16 protein-coding genes are annotated in these 17534 nt (G+C 70.6%); 11 read left to right on the top strand and 5 right to left on the bottom strand.

Annotation, left to right across the window (positions count from 1 at the left end; translation table 11 throughout):
* Window positions 1-42: 42 nt before the first annotated feature.
* Window positions 43-1923, top strand: a complete 1881-nt coding sequence (locus AB0O76_RS21115; protein ID WP_365493832.1) for a serine/threonine-protein kinase — start codon at window positions 43-45, stop codon at window positions 1921-1923.
* Window positions 1924-1980: 57 nt separating this feature from the next.
* Here AB0O76_RS21115 and AB0O76_RS21110 read toward each other — a convergent pair whose 3' ends face one another.
* Entirely contained in the window at window positions 1981-3264 is a 1284-nt protein-coding gene (locus tag AB0O76_RS21110; RefSeq protein ID WP_135335599.1) for an adenylosuccinate synthase, read from the bottom strand.
* 154 nt (window positions 3265-3418) lie between these two features.
* On the opposite strand from AB0O76_RS21110, the gene AB0O76_RS21105 reads away from it, so the two are divergent.
* From AB0O76_RS21105 to AB0O76_RS21085, 5 genes are all read left to right on the top strand, one after another.
* Window positions 3419-4300, top strand: coding sequence for a diacylglycerol kinase family protein (locus tag AB0O76_RS21105; RefSeq protein WP_365493270.1), 882 nt, complete (start codon window positions 3419-3421; stop codon window positions 4298-4300).
* Window positions 4301-4958: 658 nt separating this feature from the next.
* Complete coding sequence (locus AB0O76_RS21100; protein ID WP_365493267.1) at window positions 4959-5477, top strand: hypothetical protein; 519 nt, start codon at window positions 4959-4961, stop codon at window positions 5475-5477.
* A 114-nt stretch (window positions 5478-5591) separates the two neighbouring features.
* Complete coding sequence (locus AB0O76_RS21095) at window positions 5592-6434, top strand: DUF4097 family beta strand repeat-containing protein (RefSeq protein ID WP_365493264.1); 843 nt, start codon at window positions 5592-5594, stop codon at window positions 6432-6434.
* Between the two features lie 78 nt (window positions 6435-6512).
* The gene (locus tag AB0O76_RS21090; protein WP_365493261.1) at window positions 6513-7532 is read left to right on the top strand and encodes an ATP-binding cassette domain-containing protein; all 1020 of its coding nucleotides are present in this window, start codon (window positions 6513-6515) and stop codon (window positions 7530-7532) included.
* A complete protein-coding gene (locus AB0O76_RS21085) occupies window positions 7529-8320 on the top strand; it encodes an ABC transporter permease (protein ID WP_365493258.1) in 792 nt (263 codons plus the stop codon). The genes AB0O76_RS21090 and AB0O76_RS21085 overlap by 4 nt, the downstream gene beginning before the upstream one ends.
* A gap of 37 nt (window positions 8321-8357) precedes the next feature.
* Here AB0O76_RS21085 and AB0O76_RS21080 read toward each other — a convergent pair whose 3' ends face one another.
* Entirely contained in the window at window positions 8358-8843 is a 486-nt protein-coding gene (locus AB0O76_RS21080; RefSeq protein WP_365493255.1) for a MarR family transcriptional regulator, read from the bottom strand.
* A 105-nt stretch (window positions 8844-8948) separates the two neighbouring features.
* Between AB0O76_RS21080 and AB0O76_RS21075 the strand changes: the two genes are divergently transcribed.
* Both AB0O76_RS21075 and AB0O76_RS21070 read left to right on the top strand, forming a co-directional pair.
* On the top strand, window positions 8949-9929 hold the full coding sequence (locus AB0O76_RS21075; RefSeq protein ID WP_365493253.1) for an ABC transporter ATP-binding protein: 981 nt from the start codon (window positions 8949-8951) through the stop codon (window positions 9927-9929).
* Window positions 9926-11542: an ABC transporter permease gene (locus AB0O76_RS21070; RefSeq protein ID WP_365493250.1), complete on the top strand. Its 1617-nt coding sequence runs from the start codon at window positions 9926-9928 to the stop codon at window positions 11540-11542. Before AB0O76_RS21075 ends, AB0O76_RS21070 begins: the two co-directional genes overlap by 4 nt.
* A gap of 99 nt (window positions 11543-11641) precedes the next feature.
* Here AB0O76_RS21070 and AB0O76_RS21065 read toward each other — a convergent pair whose 3' ends face one another.
* Window positions 11642-12127 (bottom strand): hypothetical protein, encoded by a 486-nt coding sequence (locus tag AB0O76_RS21065; RefSeq protein WP_365493247.1) that lies wholly within the window; start codon window positions 12125-12127, stop codon window positions 11642-11644.
* Window positions 12128-12451: 324 nt separating this feature from the next.
* On the opposite strand from AB0O76_RS21065, the gene AB0O76_RS21060 reads away from it, so the two are divergent.
* Genes AB0O76_RS21060 through AB0O76_RS21050 form a run of 3 tightly spaced genes read left to right on the top strand, consistent with a single transcriptional unit; the run spans window position 12452 to window position 15624 of the window.
* On the top strand, window positions 12452-13723 hold the full coding sequence (locus AB0O76_RS21060) for a histidine kinase (protein ID WP_365493829.1): 1272 nt from the start codon (window positions 12452-12454) through the stop codon (window positions 13721-13723).
* Window positions 13720-14388: a response regulator transcription factor gene (locus tag AB0O76_RS21055; RefSeq protein WP_365493244.1), complete on the top strand. Its 669-nt coding sequence runs from the start codon at window positions 13720-13722 to the stop codon at window positions 14386-14388. Before AB0O76_RS21060 ends, AB0O76_RS21055 begins: the two co-directional genes overlap by 4 nt.
* Before the next feature lie 18 nt (window positions 14389-14406).
* Entirely contained in the window at window positions 14407-15624 is a 1218-nt protein-coding gene (locus AB0O76_RS21050; protein ID WP_365493241.1) for a cytochrome P450, read from the top strand.
* Window positions 15625-15657: 33 nt separating this feature from the next.
* Here the strand turns inward: AB0O76_RS21050 and AB0O76_RS21045 are convergent, their stop codons facing one another.
* Together AB0O76_RS21045 and AB0O76_RS21040 are read right to left on the bottom strand one after the other, a co-directional pair.
* The gene (locus AB0O76_RS21045) at window positions 15658-16329 is read right to left on the bottom strand and encodes a response regulator transcription factor (RefSeq protein WP_365493238.1); all 672 of its coding nucleotides are present in this window, start codon (window positions 16327-16329) and stop codon (window positions 15658-15660) included.
* Window positions 16326-17522 (bottom strand): sensor histidine kinase, encoded by a 1197-nt coding sequence (locus tag AB0O76_RS21040; protein ID WP_365493825.1) that lies wholly within the window; start codon window positions 17520-17522, stop codon window positions 16326-16328. Before AB0O76_RS21040 ends, AB0O76_RS21045 begins: the two co-directional genes overlap by 4 nt.
* Between the last annotated feature and the right edge of the window lie 12 nt (window positions 17523-17534).

The following is a 17534-nucleotide window of genomic DNA, read 5'->3' as shown; positions in this document are numbered from 1 at the left end:
AAACTCGATCCGTTGCACACCAACGGGGGAGGTCGCGCGGCGATGGAGAAGCTGGGGCCCGGGGATCCACAGCGAATAGGCGCCTATCGGCTGCTCGCGCGACTCGGCGCGGGCGGCATGGGGCATGTCTATCTCGCGCGATCCGACCGGGGACGTACGGTCGCGGTCAAGCTGGTGCGTGAAGAGCTCGCCGAGCAGGAGGAGTTCAGGAACCGCTTCCGGCAGGAGGTGCAGGCGGCGCGGCGGGTGGGCGGCGCGTGGACGGCGCCGGTGCTCGACGCGGACACCGAGGCGGCGATTCCCTGGCTTGCGACGGGATACGTCGCGGGGCCCTCCCTGCAGAGCGTCATCTCGCAGGACCACGGCCCGCTGCCCGAGCGCTCGGTCAAAATCCTGGCGGCCGGACTCGCCAACGCCCTCAAGGACATTCACGCGGCGGGCCTCATCCACCGCGACCTCAAGCCGTCGAACGTCCTTGTCACGATCGACGGCCCCCGGGTCATCGACTTCGGCATCGCCCGCGCCCTGGAGACGGTGACGGACGGCGGCCTCACCCGCACCGGCGCGCTCGTCGGCTCCCCCGGCTTCATGGCACCCGAGCAGGTGCGGGGCGACCGGGTCACTCCGGCGTGCGACGTGTTCTGCCTGGGCTCGGTCCTCGCGTACGCGGCGTCGGGGGCGCTGCCCTTCGGCACGGCGAACAGCGGCGTGCACGCGCTGATGTTCCGTATCGCGCAGGAGGAGCCGGACCTGTCGGCGCTCCCGGAGGAGCTGGCCGAACTGGTCGCCGACTGCCTGCGCAAGACCCCGGCGGACCGTCCGACGCTGGAGCAGATCCTGGAGCGGACGGGCGCGGAGGACACCCTCGGCGACGGCGGCCGGACCCGGGATCCGTGGCTTCCGGGCGCGCTGGTGGCTCAACTGGGCCGACACGCGGTGCAGCTCCTTGACACGGAGAACCCGGACGAGGGCTCTCCCGTCTCCCTCGCCCCGCCGAAGGAACTGACGGCGGGAGCGGCGGCAGGGGCCAACACCCCGCAGGCCGCCCCCGACGGCGATCCCCCGGCAGCGGGCTCCGCCCCCGATCCGGCGACCGACGACACCCCGCCCCCGCCGGGAAAGCCGGGCGAGGCCCCTCTGGACCACCTCCCCACCATGATCTCGGGCACCCCGCCCCCCACGCCGCCGCCGGGCCCGTCATACGGCTACCCGCAGCAGCACCCCCAGCCGCAGCACCCCCAACTCCCCCCTGCTCCCTACGGCTACCCGCAGCACGGCGGATACGGCCCCACCCCTCCGTACGGCCCGGTCGTGACCCCCATGGCCGAACCCCCGCGCCGCAGCGGCCGCTCGACCGCCGCGCTGATCGCGGTGGCGCTGATAGTGGCGATCGGCGCGGGCGGCGGGGTGTACGCGGTGATGAAGGGCGAGGGCGACACCAAGGCGGGCGGCGACAACTCCAAGTCCCCGACGTCCAGCGCCCCTTCGACACCGGGCACGCCCTCCGAGGAGGAGTCGTCGGAACCCGAATCGCCCCCTACCTCCGCCGCGGACGAGAAGAACAAGGACGGCGAGGTCCCCGAGAAGTTCCTCGGCACCTGGAGCGGCGCCATCGAGAACGACCTGGGCCACAACTCCCGTGAGCTCGTCTTCCAGCAGGGCGAGGTCGGCGACACCGTCCTGTCGATCACGGCGGACGGCCCGACCGACACGGGCGGCACGTACCACTGCGTGTTCCAGGGCAAGTTGGAGTCGGCGAGCGGCAACACCCTGCGCATCGGCCCGACCGACGTCGTCGTCGGCCAGCCCGCGTCCTCCTGCAAGGCGGGCACGGCGAGCACGGTGACGCTGCTCTCGGACGGCAGACTCCACCGCGAGAACACGGGCACGGACAAGGGATTGACGTACGAGAAGGACGGCTGAACGCGCGTTGCCCCGGCCCGCTGAAGCGGACCGGGGCAACGTAGAACAAACCCCGTACTAGATGAACGAGTTGATCTCGATCGTCTCCGTACGGCCCGGTCCCACGCCGATCGCGGAGATCGGGGCGCCGGACATCTCCTCCAGGGCCTTCACGTAACCCTGCGCGTTCTTCGGCAGGTCGGCGAAGGTCTGGGCCTTGGTGATGTCCTCGGACCAGCCGGGGAGGTACTCGTAGACCGGCTTCGCGTGGTGGAAGTCGGTCTGGTTGTACGGGAGTTCCTCGACGCGCTTGCCGTCGATCTCGTACGCGACACAGACCGGGATCTGCTCCCAGCCGGTGAGGACGTCGAGCTTCGTGAGGAAGAAGTCCGTCAGGCCGTTCACGCGGGTCGCGTAGCGGGCGATCGGGGCGTCGAACCAACCACAGCGGCGGTCACGTCCGGTCGTCACACCGCGCTCGCCGCCGATGCGGCGCAGGTCCTCGCCGTCCTGGTCGAACAGCTCGGTCGGGAACGGGCCCGCGCCGACACGCGTCGTGTACGCCTTGAGGATGCCGATGACGCGGCTGATCTTCGTCGGGCCGACGCCCGTACCCGTGCAGGCGCCGCCCGCGGTCGGGTTCGAGGAGGTGACGAAGGGGTACGTGCCGTGGTCCACGTCCAGGAGCGTGCCCTGGCCGCCCTCGAAGAGGACGACCTTGTCGTCGTCGAGCGCGTTGTTGAGGATCAGGGTCGTGTCGGCGACGTACTGCTTGATGTTCTCGCCGTGGACGAGGAGCTGCTCGACGATCTGCTCCGCCTCGATCGCGCGGCGGTTGTACAGCTTGGTCAGGAGCTGGTTCTTGATCTCAAGAGCCGCCTCGACCTTCTGCTGCAGGATCGACTCGTCGTAGAGGTCCTGTACGCGGATGCCGGTGCGGTTGATCTTGTCGGCGTAGGTCGGGCCGATACCGCGCCCCGTCGTGCCGATCTTCCTCTTCCCGAGGAAGCGTTCCGTCACCTTGTCGACGGTGACGTTGTACGGCGTGATGATGTGCGCGTTGCCGCTGATCAGCAGCTTCGACGTGTCGACGCCGCGCTCGTTCAGACCGCTCAGCTCGGAGAGCAGGACCGACGGGTCGACGACGACTCCGTTGCCGATGACAGGCACGCAGTCCGGGGAGAGAATCCCGGAAGGGAGGAGATGCAGCGCGTACTTCTGGTCGCCTACGACGACCGTGTGGCCGGCGTTGTTGCCGCCCTGGTAGCGCACTACATAGTCCACGGAGCCACCGAGCAGGTCAGTGGCCTTTCCCTTGCCTTCGTCACCCCACTGAGCACCGAGCAGCACAAGTGCGGGCACAGGCGTACACCCCTTCCGGGCGGGGCATGTCCAAGGTCAGGGGCCGTAGCCGCCATATGGGTGTGCCTTGGATGCTGCCCCGGAATAGACGAAGCCCCTGGCGCAATAGCGCAAGGGGCTCTTGCACAAAGATGCTACCCGAGGAAGGACGGACGTGTCGGCTCGCGACCAGCTGCTGGTACTCATCGACCCGGTCGCCCGGCGCACGGACGGTGAGTCGGTACGGATCGCGAAGGATGTGCTCGGCGCGGCGGCGTCCGTCCGGGTCTGCCTCCCCGATGGCCCCGAGGATTTCGCAAAAGCCCTGGCCAGGAGGGGTGCGAGGCGCCTGGTCGTGGTGGGCGACGACCGCGCTCTGATTCGGGCCGTGGCGGCCCTCCACCGGGAGCGGGAGCTGACCTCATGCGCGCTTTCGGTCGTCCCCGTGGGCGCCGCACAAGTCCTCACACGGGCGCTCGGAGTGCCCTCCGGGGCGGTCGCAGCGGCGCGGGCGGTGCTCGAAGGGGTGGAGCGGCGGCTGGATCTGCTCGTGGACGACCGGGACGGGGTGGTGCTCGGGGAGCTGCGGATTCCGCCCATTTCTGGCGTGGGCGCCGCCGATGGGGCTTCTGACGGGGCTTCTGGTGGGGCTTCTGGTGGGGTGGCGGAAGCCGATGGACACCACCCGTGGCTCCGCAGCTGCCAGTCCTTCGTACGCACCCTGGCGTCCCGCCCCTCGCGTCCATCTCGGGTGGCTTCGGCGCCGGGGCCCGCGCCGGCGCGGCTGCGGGTCGAGGCGGACGGGGTGCTTGTGGTGGACCTGGACCAGCCGGTCGAGGGCGTCTTGCTGACCCCGGGGGACGGCGGCTACGCCGAGGTCGAGGTCCGGCGTACATCGGTGGGCGCGGAGGCGGCGGCACTGCGGGTCCGGGCCCGGACGATCACCGTGTCGGGGGCGGATTTCCGCTATCGCGCGGACGCGGTGGTGGCGGGGCCCGTCCGCACCCGGACGTGGACGGTGCGGCCGCGGGCGTGGGGGCTTACTTTGCCGAAGTGAGTGGGGTTGGGCGGGTGCGGTTGCCCTTGCGGGGGGGGCGGGTGCGTGCCGCTCGCGCCCCGAGGAACGTCACGCCCGTGCGTGCACGGGCCAGCGCGCAGGCCTCCCCTCTCACGGGCAGCACACGGCGTCCATGACGTCGGATGGCACACGGCGGGCGGCGCAGCGCGTGCCACCGCGCGCGTCCCGAGGAACGTCACGCCCGTCCGTGCGCGGGCCGGCGCGCAGGCCTCCCCTCTCACGGGCAGCACACGGCGTCCATGACGTCGGATGGCACACGGCGGAGTGGCACGGCGCGTGCCACCGCTCGCGTCCCGAGGAACGTCACGCCCGTGCGTGCGCGGGCCGGTGCGCAGGCCTCCCCTCTCGCGGCAGCGCATGGAGTCCGTGACGTGGCGCGGTGCCCGTGACCCGACGCTCGTGGCGTGGCTTGGTGCCGTCCGGTGCCATCCGGTGCCACTTGGCGCCACGCGGTGCCACCCAGTGCCATCCGGTGCCATTTCGTGCCCCTAGAAGCACATGCACAGGCACGGAAGCACCGCCACCCAGGTGACTTTCCTTGCGTTTTCGCAGGTCAGGGTGGATGTCCCCCTTCTCGCCTCGCACGCGGCGCCATCAAGGGTTGCGCGTGGCGCCATAGTGGTGCCATGATGGCGTTATGGACCTCACCCCGTATGTCGACTCCCTCCACCGCGAACTCGCGGTGGCCGCCGAAGCCGGCGGCGACGAAGCTCGCGAGCTGGCCGGGCGGCTCACCGCTCCCCTGGAGTCGGCGACCCGGCTGACCATGCTCAACGTGCTTTCCGCCGCGATGGACGAGATCACCCGTGAACTCGCCCCCGGCTCGGTCGACGTACGGCTGCGTGGCCTCGACCCCGACTTCGTGGTGACACCGCCGCCTACCTACAGCGACACCCCCGCAGAACCGGCCGCGCCGGTCGAGTCGTTCGCGCCATCGGCTCCGGCCGACGGCGAGGACGGCGGCACGGCCCGCGTCAATCTGCGGCTGCCGGCCCACCTCAAGGCGCGCGCCGAGGAGGCCGCGAGCCGCGAGGGTCTGTCGGTCAACGCGTGGCTGGTGCGGGCGGTGTCGGCCGCGGTCGACGGCGGCGCCCGGCCGCGTACGCCGGAGAAGGCCCAGACGGTCGGACAGAGTTTTACGGGCTGGGTGCGTTAGTCGCCGGCGACCCCGCCAGCGCTTCTTCACTCACACGACTTCACCCGCACCACTTCACTCACACCACGTCCCACCAGCGGGGACGCCCTGAAGACCCAAGAGGACGGGACAGCCATGCCTTCTTTCGACACTCCCGAACCGATCTCGGTCACGGCGTACGTGTACGCCGGGTCCATCCAGTTCACCGCGGTCGACCGCCTCGACACCGTCGTCGAAGTGCGGCCCCGCGACCCGAAGAAGGACCTGGACGTGCGGGCGGCCGACCAGACCGAGGTCACGTACGCCAGGGGTGCCCTGACCGTCAGGACGCCCAAGGCCAATCTGCTCGGCCGCGCCGGCACCGTCGACGTGACGGTGGAACTGCCCACGGGCTCGGACATCGACGTGTCCGGCGCCGCGGCCAGGCTGCTCGGCGAGGGCCGGCTCGGCGAGGTCCACGTGAAGTCCGTGGCCGGCGATGTCCGCCTCGACACCACAGGACCGCTGCAGATGAAGGCGGCGCACGGCACGGTCACCGTCGACCGGGTCGAGGGCCTGGCCGACATCACCAGCAGCACCGGCAACGTGCGCGTCGGCACGGTCGAAGGCCCCGCCGTCCTGAAGAACTCGCACGGCACCACGACCGTCGGCACCGTGACCGGCGAACTGCGGGTGAACGGCGCCAACGGCTCCATCGACATCGCGCGCGCCGAGGCGTCGGTCACCGGCACCTCCACCAACGGCGTCCTCCGCGTCGCCGAAGTCGCCCGCGGCACCGTCCAGTTGGAGACCTCCAACGGCTCCATCGAGATCGGCATCCGTGAGGGCACCGCCGCCTGGCTCGACGTCAACTCCAACCGCGGCCAGGTACGCAACACGCTCACCACATCCGAGGCCCCGGAGCAGACCGAGGACACCGTCAAGGTCCACGCCCGGTCCAACTGGGGCAACATCGACATCCGTCGCGCCAAGGCCTGACACCACCTCGTCACCGGCCTCAACTCACGCACTCCCCCAGCGACTTCCATCCCCTCAGCCTTCGAATAGGAGGGCCCCATGCCTTCTTCTGTCATGCCCACATCACGTCAAGGGGACGGTCAGCTGCCCCCGGCCGCCGTCTCCGCCGTCGCTCTGCGCAAGTCGTACGGCGACAAGACCGTCCTGGACGGCATCGATCTGCGTATCCCGGCCGGGTCCGTCTTCGCGCTGCTCGGACCCAACGGCGCCGGCAAGACCACCGCCGTGAAGATCCTGTCCACGCTCATCACCGCCGACGGCGGACAGGCCCAGGTCGCGGGCCATGACGTCGCCACATCCCCGGACGGGGTGCGGGCCGCGATCGGTGTCACCGGGCAGTTCTCCGCCGTCGACGGGCTGATCACCGGCGAGGAGAACATGCTCCTCATGGCGGACCTGCACCACCTGTCCAAGCGCGAGGGGCGGCGGGTCACCGCCGAACTGCTCGAGCGGTTCGACCTCGTCGACGCCGCCAAGAAGCCCGCCCAGAGCTACTCCGGCGGCATGAAGCGCCGCCTCGACATCGCCATGACCCTGGTGGGCAACCCGCGGATCATCTTCCTCGACGAGCCGACCACCGGCCTCGACCCGCGCAGCCGCCACAACATGTGGGGCATCATCCGCGAGCTCGTCTCCGACGGCGTCACCGTCTTCCTCACCACCCAGTACCTCGACGAGGCCGACGAACTCGCCGACCGCATCGCGGTCCTGAACGACGGGAAGATCGCCGCCGAGGGGAGCGCCGAGGAGCTGAAGCGGCTCATCCCCGGCGGCCACATCCGCCTCCGCTTCACCAAGCCCGCCGTCTACCGGGCCGCCGCCGACGCCCTGCACGGGGCCACCCGGGACGACGAGGCGCTGTCGCTGCAGATGCCCAGCGACGGCAGCCAGCGCGAGCTGCGCTCCGTCCTCGACTGGCTTGACGCCGCCGGCATCGAGGCGGACGAGCTGACCGTGCACACCCCCGACCTCGACGACGTGTTCTTCGCCCTGACCGGCAGCACCCGCAGCACCCGCAGCACCGACAAGACCGACCAGGCCAAGGAGGCCGTCCGATGACCCCCATGACCCTCGCCGTGCGTGACTCGACCACGATGCTGCGGCGCAACCTCCTGCACGCGCGGCGCTATCCGTCCCTCACGCTGAACCTGCTGCTCACGCCGGTCATGATGCTGCTGCTCTTCGTCTACATCTTCGGCGACGTGATGAGCGCCGGCATCGGGAGCGGCGGGGCGGACCGGTCCGACTACATCGCGTATCTCGTCCCGGGCATCCTGCTGATGACCATCGGCGGCACCACGGTCGGCAGCGCGGTGTCCGTCGCCACGGACATGAGCGAGGGGATCATCGCCCGCTTCCGCACCATGCGGATCCACCGCGGATCGATCCTCATCGGTCACGTCGTCGGCAGCGTGCTGCAGTGCGTCCTGAGCGTGCTCGTCGTCGGGGCCGTCGGCCTCGCCATCGGCTTCCGCTCCGTGGACGCCACCGCCCTGGAGTGGGTCGCGGCGCTTGGGCTGCTCGTGCTGTTCTCCCTCGCGTTCACCTGGATCGCGGTCGGGATGGGCCTGATCAGTCCGAACGCCGAGGCGGCCAGCAACAACGCGCTGCCGCTGGTCTTCCTGCCGCTCGTCTCCAGCACCTTCGTGCCGGTCGACGCGATGCCGGGCTGGTTCCAGCCGATCGCCGAGTACCAGCCGTTCACACCGGCCATCGAGACGCTGCGCGGACTGCTCCTCGGCACCGAGATCGGCCACAACGGGTGGCTCGCGATCGGCTGGTGCCTGGTGCTCACCGTGCTCGGCTACTTCTGGTCGAAGGCGTCGTTCAACCGCGACTCGAAGTAGAGCGACCCGAAGCAGAGCGACCCGAAGCAGGCAGGGGTCACGCCCCGAAGAGGGACTGCCGGTGCACGCGCCAGCGCTCCATCATTCCCTCCAGTTCTGACTGGACGAACTCGAAGAAGGCCAGTGTCTCGGCGAGCCGGCGCCCCGCGGGGGTGTCGGCTCCGAGGCTTGTGATGCCGTCGCGCAGGGCGTCCTCCCAGCGCTTGAGGACCGCGTCCCGGTTGCCGAGGGCCTCGTACCACTGGTTGCTGTGCACCCTGAAGATGTCGCGCCGCGAGCCGGGCTCACGCTCGCGGGCGACCATGTGCTGCTGGGAGAGATAGCGCACCCCGCCCGACACCGCGGCGGGGCTGATCCGCAGCTGCTCCCCGAGCTCCGCCGAGGTCAGCGCGCCCGAGTCCGAGGCGAGCAGCGCCGCGAAGATCCTCGACGGCATCCTCGGCATACCGGCCTCGACCAGCTGGGCGGCGAACTTCTCGACGAAGCGCGAGTGGACATCGTCCGGTGCGGGCTCGTTGGGCATGTGCCGATCATCTCCCCTGTCATCTCCCCCGTATGTGCGAGCACTGCTGAGTTTATACGCTTCCTTAACTTCACAACTTTGTGAAAGTAGCGTACGTTCAGAAACATGACGAAGGCAATCACCGTCTCCGGACTGCACAAGTCGTTCGGACGGACGCACGCGCTCGACGGTCTCGACCTCGACGTCGAGACCGGCGAGGTCCACGGCTTCCTCGGACCCAACGGCGCCGGGAAGTCCACGACCATCCGGGTCCTGCTCGGCCTGCTCCGCGCGGACTCCGGCGCCGCCCAGCTCCTCGGCAAGGACCCCTGGAGCGACGCCGTCGAGCTGCACCGGCGTGTGGCGTACGTGCCGGGCGACGTCACCCTGTGGCGGAACCTGTCCGGCGGCGAGGTCATCGACCTCTACGGGAAGCTGAAATCAGAGGGGCGCGCGAAGCGCATCAGGCAGGGTGGTGGCGGGCGACGGGCGGGCGGCCTCGACAAGGCCCGCCGCGCCGATCTCGTCGAGCGGTTCGAACTCGACCCGACGAAGAAGGGGCGTACGTACTCCAAGGGCAACCGGCAGAAGGTCGCCCTCGTCGCCGCCTTCGCGTCCGACGTCGACCTGCTGATCCTCGACGAGCCGACATCCGGGCTCGACCCGCTGATGGAGGAGGTCTTCCAGAGCTGCGTCGAGGAGGAGCGCGACCGGGGGCGGACGATCCTGCTCTCCTCGCACATCCTCAGCGAGGTGGAGACGCTCTGCGACCGCGTCAGCATCATCAGGAAGGGGCAGACCGTCGAGACCGGTTCGCTGGCCGACCTGCGGCATCTGACCCGGACCAGCGTCACCGCCGAGCTCGCGGGCCCGCCCAACGGGCTCGCGCACCTGCCCGGCGTGCACGACGTCGACGTGGCGGGGCACCGGGTGAAGCTCCAGGTCGACACCGACAAGCTGGACGCGGTCCTGCGCTCGCTCACCGACTCCGGGATCCGGTCGCTGACCTCCACGCCGCCCACGCTGGAGGAGCTCTTCCTGCGGCACTACCAGGACGACGTGCGGGCCGCCGATGTCGAAGGTGCCGAAGGGGCGGTAGCGCGATGACCGCCGTTGCCGACGCCCCGGCGTTCCGGACCCGGCACGGCGGGTCGCGTCAACTCGCGGGCACCGGCGCCCTGTTGAGGCTCGCGCTGCGGCGCGACCGGGTCATGATGCCGGTCTGGGTGTTCGTCGTCTCGGTCATGGTCCTGTCCATGCCGGGCTCCCTGGAGGGGGTCTACGGCACAGCGGCCGAGCGCGCCGACGCCATGGAGTCGATGAACGCCAACTCCTCGATGCGGGCCATGTACGGGCCCGTCTTCGGGGACTCCATCGGCGCGCTCTCCGCCTGGCGCATCGGCGTCTACGCCGGGGTGCTCGCCGCGGTGATGAGCCTGATCATCGTCGTACGGCACACCCGCGAGGAGGAGGAGACAGGACGCCAGGAGATGGTCTCCGCCGCGATGGTGGGCCGGCGTGCGCCGCTGACCGCCGCGCTGCTCGCCGCGTTCGTGGCGAACGCGGCGGTGGCGCTGCTTATCACCGCCGGGATGGCCGGGCAGGGTGCGGGCGGCGCGCTCGCGCTTGGGCTCGGGGTCGCGGGCACCGGCATGCTGTTCGCCACCATGGCGGCGATCGTCGCCCAGCTCACGGAGAGCGCGCGGCTCGCCAAGGGGCTCACGTCGGCGGTGCTCGGGGCTGCGTTCGTCCTGAAGGCCGCGGGGGACGCGGGCACCCAGGACGGCTCGTCCGCGCTGACCTGGCTCTCGCCGCTCGGCTGGCTGGAGAACCTCCGCGCGTACGCCGGTGAGCGGTGGTGGGTGCTGCTGCTCATCGCCGCTGCGATCGTCGCGCAGGGCGCCGTGGCGTACAACCTCGCCGGGCGGCGTGACGTCGGGATGAGCTTCCTGCCGACCCGGCCGGGGCCCGCGACGGGGCGGCTCGGCACGGCGGGCGCGCTCGCCTGGCGGCTGCAGCGGGGCAGCGTGCTCGGCTGGCTGCTCGGCTTCCTCGCCGCCGGTGTCGTCTTCGGCGGGATGGTGGAGGGCGCGGCGGACATCGTCGGCGACAACCAGAACACGCGCGACATCATCGAGCGGATGGGCGGCCAGACGGGCCTCACGGACGCCTTCCTCGCCACGATGGTCGGCATCCTTGCCATGATCGCTTCCTTGTACGTCGTCGCTTCCGTGCTGCGGCTGCACGGCGAGGAGACGTCGCAGCGGGCCGAGCCGGTGCTTGCGGGGGCGGTGGGGCGGCTTCAGTGGGCCGGGGGGCACCTCGCCATCGCCTTCGGCGGTGCGGTGGCTCTGATGCTGGTGGGCGGCCTTGGCCTGGCGGTCGGGTACGGGCAGGATCTCGCCCCCATCTTGGGTGCGTGCCTGGTGCAGGTGTCGGCGATCTGGGCGCTCGGTGGCCTTGCGGTGCTGCTTGTCGGGGCGTTCCCGAAGGCGGCGGTGGCTGCCTGGGGTGTGGCGGGGATTTCCCTGGCCATCGGCTGGATCGGCCCCGCGCTCGACCTCCCCCAGGGGGTCATGAACCTCTCCCCCTTCGGCCACCTCCCGAAGCTGCCGGGCGGCGAGGTGACGTGGAGCCCGCTGCTGCTCCTGCTCGCCGTCGCGGCGGCGCTGACAGCCGCGGGCCTGGCGGGACTCCGCCGCCGGGACATGATCAGCTGAACTCCCGCTTCACCGCCGCAAGCGCACGGCCGGGGGCGTTCCCACGCAGGGAATGCCCCCGGCCGCTTCAGCGCTAGGCGCCGACCGACGCCGACGGGATCAGGGGTCGATGTCGCCGAGGTCCCTGGTCAGGATGTCCTCACCGTCCTGCTGCAGATGGATCACGACGTTGTTGAAGGTCAGGTGGAGCAGACGGACCCTCCAGTTCGCGTTGGGGCACACCTCCCTCGCGCTGGGAGTCTCGGGGGGCGTGATCCCCACGTTCCGGAAGGTGATCTGGCCGTTGCGCGGGGCGATGTTCTGGACAGGGCCGACCACCCGCTGGAATTCAATGCCCTGCCCGGGAGCGGTGTTGCCGCCCCTGTTGACGCAGACGTACTCGGCATCGACCGAGTCCGCCGTGAGGAAGGCGGCCGTGGTGCTGTTGCCGAGACCGGCTGCCTTACCGCTGCACTGGAGTCCCGACGACAAGGACTTGATACAGGTGACCTCACCGATGAAGTGCGGGCTCTGGGCTGTGGCCGTCGGCATGCCGACTGTGGCGGCCACAAGCGTCATGAGCACGGTGGCAAAGACGCGTCGCATGAAGGAGTCTCCGTTTTCTCGTGGAGGAGGGATGGGGTGGCGCTCGCGGCGGCGCCCCGGAGGGTCCGTCGGCCCTCATCCATGTCACGGAACAGACAAAACATGCCCAAGTTGCGCCTTTCGGCGCATGGGTATAACGCACCCGGGCCGCCGGCAGCGGGGTGCGTGGCGAGCCCACGTAGTACCTGCGACGGACCGCCGGAACCCCTCCCGCTGAGGACGACCCCGGCCCTCGGCCCCCGTACCTTCGTAGGTGTGACTGACGCAGCCAAGACCGCCGCCCGCCAGGGCCAGCGTGACCGCAGCCCGGAGTTCCGGCTGGCCATGAGGGCCCTCTCCGGGCTCCGCGCGGATCTCTTCCGGGACGCCTTCGCCTACCGCCCGCTGCAAGCGATGCGCACCGAGGGCTCCCTGACCCGCCGCCTCCCGGCCCGCATACGCAGCTACGCGGGCTGGACCCCCCACGTGGCGGTCGGCGTGCTCGCCTTCTTCGCGACCGTCCTCGCGTACGCGGTGGACGGCGGAGGCGGCCTCGAGTACGCGATCACCGGGTTCGTGCCCGCGGCAGCCATCCTCATGACGCTGCTCAGGCCCATCGGCGCCTGGTGGATCTCCATCGCGAGCACCCCCTTCACCGGTGCCCTCGGCGGCCAGTGGGACGGCTGGCCGTGGACCCCGAGCGCGTTCCTCGCCCACCTCACCGTCATGACGGTGGTCACCCTGCGGACCCGCCCGCGCACCGCCGCGTGGATGTGGGCGGCCACGGCTCTGTACGGCGTCTTCGCCGAGGTCTTCCTCGGCAACGGCTACTACGGCACCGACACCCCCCAGATGCTCTTCTTCTCCGCGCTCGCCCTCCTCGCCGCGTCCCTCGTGCACATCCGCCGCGAGGCCCAGCGCGAGGTCAGCGTCCAGCGGACGGTCACCGCGATCGAGCGCGACAAGCGCACGCTCCTTGAGGAGCGGACGACGATCGCGCGCGAGCTGCACGACGTCGTCGCGCACCACATGTCGGTGGTCGCCATCCAGGCGGAGGCCGCCCCCTACCGCGTGGAGAACCCGCCGCCCGAGCTGGAGCAGGCGTTCGTCACGATCCGCGAGAACGCCGTGGCCGCGCTGACGGAGCTGCGTCGCGTCCTCGGTGTCGTACGCGCGGAGGACTACGAGGCGCCGGACGCCCCGCAGCCCACCCTCGCCGACCTCGACCGGCTCATCGCGAACGTCGGCGAGACGGGCCTCGACGTCGAGAAGGTGATCACCGGCGCGGTCCGTGAACTCCCGCAGGGCGTCGAGCTGTCGGCGTACCGCATCGTGCAGGAAGCCCTCAGCAACACCCTGCGGCACGCCCCCGGCGCCACGGCCCGCGTCGAGGTTGGCTACGTCCTGGGCGGCCTCGGCCTGCGCATCGTCAACGGCCCGGCCACCGGCCTGGTCAAGCCGTCCCCCGGAGCGGGCCACGGCATCACCGGCATGCGCGAGCGCGTCACGATGCTGAACGGCGAGATGACGGCAGAGGAGACCGAGGACGGCGGCTACGAGGTCACCGTGTTCCTGCCGGTCGCCTCCGCGTCGGAGCCCACCGGAGGCAAGGAATGACGATCCGCGTACTGATCGCCGACGACCAGATGATGGTCCGCGAAGGCTTCTCCGTACTCCTGAACGCGATGCCGGACATCGAGGTCGTCGGCGAGGCGGTCAACGGCCGCGAGGCGGTCGACCGCGTCCGCGAACTCGCCCCCGACGTCGTCCTGATGGACATCCGCATGCCGGTGCTCAACGGCATGGAGGCGACCCGCGAGATCGTCGCGTCGGACGGCGACTCCAAGGTCCTGGTGCTCACCACCTTCGACCTGGACGAGTACGTGTACGAGGCGCTGCGCGCAGGCGCCTCGGGCTTCCTCCTCAAGGACGCCTCCGCCCGCCAACTCGCGGACGGCGTACGGGTGGTGGCCGCGGGAGAGGCCCTCCTCGCACCCACCGTGACACGCCGCCTGATCAACGAGTTCTCCCGGCTCGGCGAGACCCCGCGCCTCTCGGCTGCGGTCCAGGCCCAGCAGTACGGCGAACTGACCGAGCGCGAGACGGAGGTCCTCGTCCTCATCGCGCAGGGCCTTTCCAACTCGGAGATCGCCTCGCGCCTGGTGGTGGCCGAGTCGACGATCAAGACGCACGTGAGCCGCATCCTGGTGAAACTGGGCCTGCGCGACCGCACCCAGGCGGCGGTCTTCGCGTACGAGGCAAGACTGGTCACCCCGGGCTGACCCGGCTACCGTCCCCCCATGAACGCCCCCACCACGGACTTCACCCCCTGGGCACCGGAGTTCATCGCCGACCCCTACCCCGCCTACGCGCGACTGCGGGCCGCCGGGCGCGTGCACTACTTCGAGCCCACCGACCAGTGGCTGATCCCGCACCACGCCGACGTATCGGCGCTGCTGCGGGACCGGCGGCTCGGGCGGACCTATCTGCACCGGTTCACGCACGAGGAGTTCGGGCGGCAGGCGCCGCCGACCGCGCACGAGCCGTTCCACGTCCTGAACGACAACGGCATGCTCGACCTGGAGGCGCCGACCCACACCCGCATCCGCCGTCTGGTGTCCAAGGCCTTCACGCCCCGTACGGTCGAGCAACTCAGGCCGTACGTCGAGGAGTTGGCGGACCGGTTGGTGCGGGAGTTCGTCGCGGACCGCGGCGGTGACCTCGCCGCGCGGGTCGCGGAACCGCTGCCGGTGGCCGTCATCGCGCAGATGCTGGGCATCCCGGAGAGCGACCGGGACCAGCTGCGGCCCTGGTCCGCCGACATCTGCGGGATGTACGAACTGAACCCCTCCGAGGAGACCGCCGGGCGAGCGGTCACCGCGTCCCTGGAGTTCTCGGCGTATCTGCGCGAACTGATCGCCGCGCGCCGCGAGAAGCCCGGCGACGACCTGATCTCGGGGCTCATCGCCGCGCACGACGAGGGGGACTCGCTCAGCGAGCAGGAGATGATCTCCACCTGCGTGCTGCTTCTGAACGCGGGCCACGAAGCGACGGTCAACGCCACCGTCAACGGCTGGTACGCGCTCTTCCGGAACCCGGAGCAACTGGCCGCCCTGCGGCGCGACCCCACCCGGATCGTCCCCACCGCCGTGGAGGAGCTGATGCGCTACGACACCCCGCTCCAGCTTTTCGAACGCTGGGTCCTCGACGACATCGAGGTCGACGGCACGGTGATTCCACGGGGCAGTGAAGTCGCTCTCCTCTTCGGCTCCGCCAATCACGACCCTGCGGTCTTCACCGACCCCACCGAGCTGGACCTGACCCGCGCCGAGAATCCCCACATCTCCTTCAGTGCAGGGATCCATTACTGCATCGGAGCACCACTGGCCCGTATCGAACTGGCCGCATCCCTGAGAGCGTTGCTGCGGCGGGCTCCGAAGCTGCGACTCGCGGCAGAGCCGGAGCGTAAGCCGAACTTCGTGATCCGAGGGCTGCGCGAGTTGCTCGTCGAGGTCTGAGAGGTCTGACAGGTCTGACAGGTCTGAGCGGACTCAGTAGCCCGCCGGTCGCACCAAACCCGTCTCATACGCGAACACCGCCGCCTGCGTCCGGTCCCGCAGGCCCAGTTTCACCAGGATGCGGCCCACGTGCGTCTTGACCGTCTGCTCGGCCACGACCAGTTTCGCCGCGATCTCCGCGTTGGACAGACCCTGCGCGATGAGCGCAAGCACCTCCGTCTCGCGTGTCGTCAGGTCCCCCACCCTCGGCTTCAGCGGGGCGCGCGGGCCCTGGCCGATGCGGGCGAACTCGGCGATCAGGCGGCGGGTGATGCCGGGCGCGAGCAGTGCGTCACCCGCGGCCACCACCCGTACCCCCTCCGCGAGTTGGTCCGCCGACGCGTCCTTGAGGAGGAAGCCGGACGCCCCCGCGCGCAACGCCTCGTACACGTACTCGTCGAGATCGAAGGTGGTCAGGACGAGCACGCGGACGTCCGGCAGCGCGGACGTGATGCGGCGGGTGGCCTCGATGCCGCTCAGCTCCGGCATCCGGATGTCCATCAGGACGACGTCCGGGGTGAGTTCGGCGACCCGCGCCACCGCGTCGGCCCCGTCGACCGCCTGCCCGATCACCTCGATGTCGGGCTCCGCGTTCAGCAGGACGGTGAAGCCCTGCCGGACCATGATCTGGTCGTCGGCGATCAGTACGCGGATGGTTGTCCTCATGTGGTCTCCCCGTTGGTCGGCAGAAGGGCGGACACCTCGTAGCCGCCGTCGGATGTCGCTCCCGTGGTCAGATCCCCGCCCAGCATCGCCGTGCGCTCGCGCATCCCCAGGAGGCCGTGCCCCGCGCCGGGCGACGGTGAAATCGCCCCGCGCGGCGCGGTGTTGGTGACGCGGACGCGCAGTCCGGGCCTGGTGTAGGCGAGTTCGATCCGCACGGTGGAGCCCGGCGCGTGCCGGATCGCGTTGCTCAGCGCCTCCTGCACGATCCGGTACGCGGAGAGGTCCACACCCGGCGGCAGCGGCCGGCGCTCGCCGGTGGAGGCGCAGTCGACGGTGAGGCCCGCGGCACGGGCGTTCTCCACCAGGCCGGTCAGCCGGTCGAGGGTGGGCAGCGGGGCCTGCGGGGCCGCTTCGAGGTCGTCCGGGTTCTCCGAGCGCAGGACGCCGAGGACGCGGCGCAGCTCCGTCAGCGCCTCGACGGCGTTCTGCCGGATGCCCTCCAGGTTCTCCTTCAGCTCGGCGGGCGGGTCCTTGACCAGGTGCGGGGCGACCTGCGCCTGGATGGAGATCACCGACATGTGGTGCGCGACCACGTCGTGCAGTTCACGCGCGATGCGCCCGCGCTCTTCGAGGAGAGTGCGCCGGGCCCGCTCCTCCGCCGTCAGCGCCTCCTGCTCGACAAGCCGCGTACGCGCCTCGCGGCGGCCGCGCAGAACGATGCCGATCAGCGTGACGACGCCGAAGACGTACCCGGCGAGCGGCGTCGTGTTGTCGTAGATGTGCGGCGAGCGGACCTCCTGGAGCACCGGAAGCAGACCGACGCTGAGCAGCAGCGCCGCCACGGCGCCCGCCGTCGGCACCCGCAGCGCGAGCAGCAGCAGGATCAGGGTGTGCGCGATGAGCGAGGTCGCGCCCCACGGCCACGGCTCGTCCTCCAGACGCCCCGTCGAGCAGAGCGCGGCAACGGCGGACGCCACCAGCGAGAGCCACCACGCGGGGACCGGCCGCCACAGCGCGAGCACCAGCGCGATGCCCTGCGCGAGCGCGAGCGAAAGGCCGATGGAGTAGCCGAGTTGGTAGCGCTGCACCAGTTGTTCGAGGTTGCCGATGAACGTGCCGATGGTGATCCATACGACGACGAAGTGCGGCGCCCAGCGCAGCAGACGCGGCCTGGACAGCGGCGGCAGCGGCATCGCGGCGAAGGT

The sequence above is a fragment of the Streptomyces sp. NPDC086554 genome (assembly GCF_040686095.1).
Taxonomy (GTDB): domain Bacteria; phylum Actinomycetota; class Actinomycetes; order Streptomycetales; family Streptomycetaceae; genus Streptomyces.
This window is presented reverse-complemented; position numbering and strand designations above follow the sequence as displayed.

Excerpts from the sequence above, each read along its gene's own strand:
- AB0O76_RS21115 (WP_365493832.1), top strand. The coding sequence starts at position 43 with ATGGAGAAGCTGGGGCCCGGGGATCCACAGCGAATAGGCGCCTATCGG.
- AB0O76_RS21100 (WP_365493267.1), top strand. The coding sequence starts at position 4,959 with ATGGACCTCACCCCGTATGTCGACTCCCTCCACCGCGAACTCGCGGTG.
- AB0O76_RS21095 (WP_365493264.1), top strand. The coding sequence starts at position 5,592 with ATGCCTTCTTTCGACACTCCCGAACCGATCTCGGTCACGGCGTACGTG.
- AB0O76_RS21090 (WP_365493261.1), top strand. The coding sequence starts at position 6,513 with ATGCCTTCTTCTGTCATGCCCACATCACGTCAAGGGGACGGTCAGCTG.
- AB0O76_RS21085 (WP_365493258.1), top strand. The coding sequence starts at position 7,529 with ATGACCCCCATGACCCTCGCCGTGCGTGACTCGACCACGATGCTGCGG.
- AB0O76_RS21080 (WP_365493255.1), bottom strand. The coding sequence starts at position 8,843 with ATGCCCAACGAGCCCGCACCGGACGATGTCCACTCGCGCTTCGTCGAG.
- AB0O76_RS21075 (WP_365493253.1), top strand. The coding sequence starts at position 8,949 with ATGACGAAGGCAATCACCGTCTCCGGACTGCACAAGTCGTTCGGACGG.
- AB0O76_RS21070 (WP_365493250.1), top strand. The coding sequence starts at position 9,926 with ATGACCGCCGTTGCCGACGCCCCGGCGTTCCGGACCCGGCACGGCGGG.
- AB0O76_RS21065 (WP_365493247.1), bottom strand. The coding sequence starts at position 12,127 with ATGCGACGCGTCTTTGCCACCGTGCTCATGACGCTTGTGGCCGCCACA.
- AB0O76_RS21060 (WP_365493829.1), top strand. The coding sequence starts at position 12,452 with ATGAGGGCCCTCTCCGGGCTCCGCGCGGATCTCTTCCGGGACGCCTTC.
- AB0O76_RS21055 (WP_365493244.1), top strand. The coding sequence starts at position 13,720 with ATGACGATCCGCGTACTGATCGCCGACGACCAGATGATGGTCCGCGAA.
- AB0O76_RS21050 (WP_365493241.1), top strand. The coding sequence starts at position 14,407 with ATGAACGCCCCCACCACGGACTTCACCCCCTGGGCACCGGAGTTCATC.
- AB0O76_RS21045 (WP_365493238.1), bottom strand. The coding sequence starts at position 16,329 with ATGAGGACAACCATCCGCGTACTGATCGCCGACGACCAGATCATGGTC.
- AB0O76_RS21040 (WP_365493825.1), bottom strand. The coding sequence starts at position 17,522 with ATGCCGCTGCCGCCGCTGTCCAGGCCGCGTCTGCTGCGCTGGGCGCCG.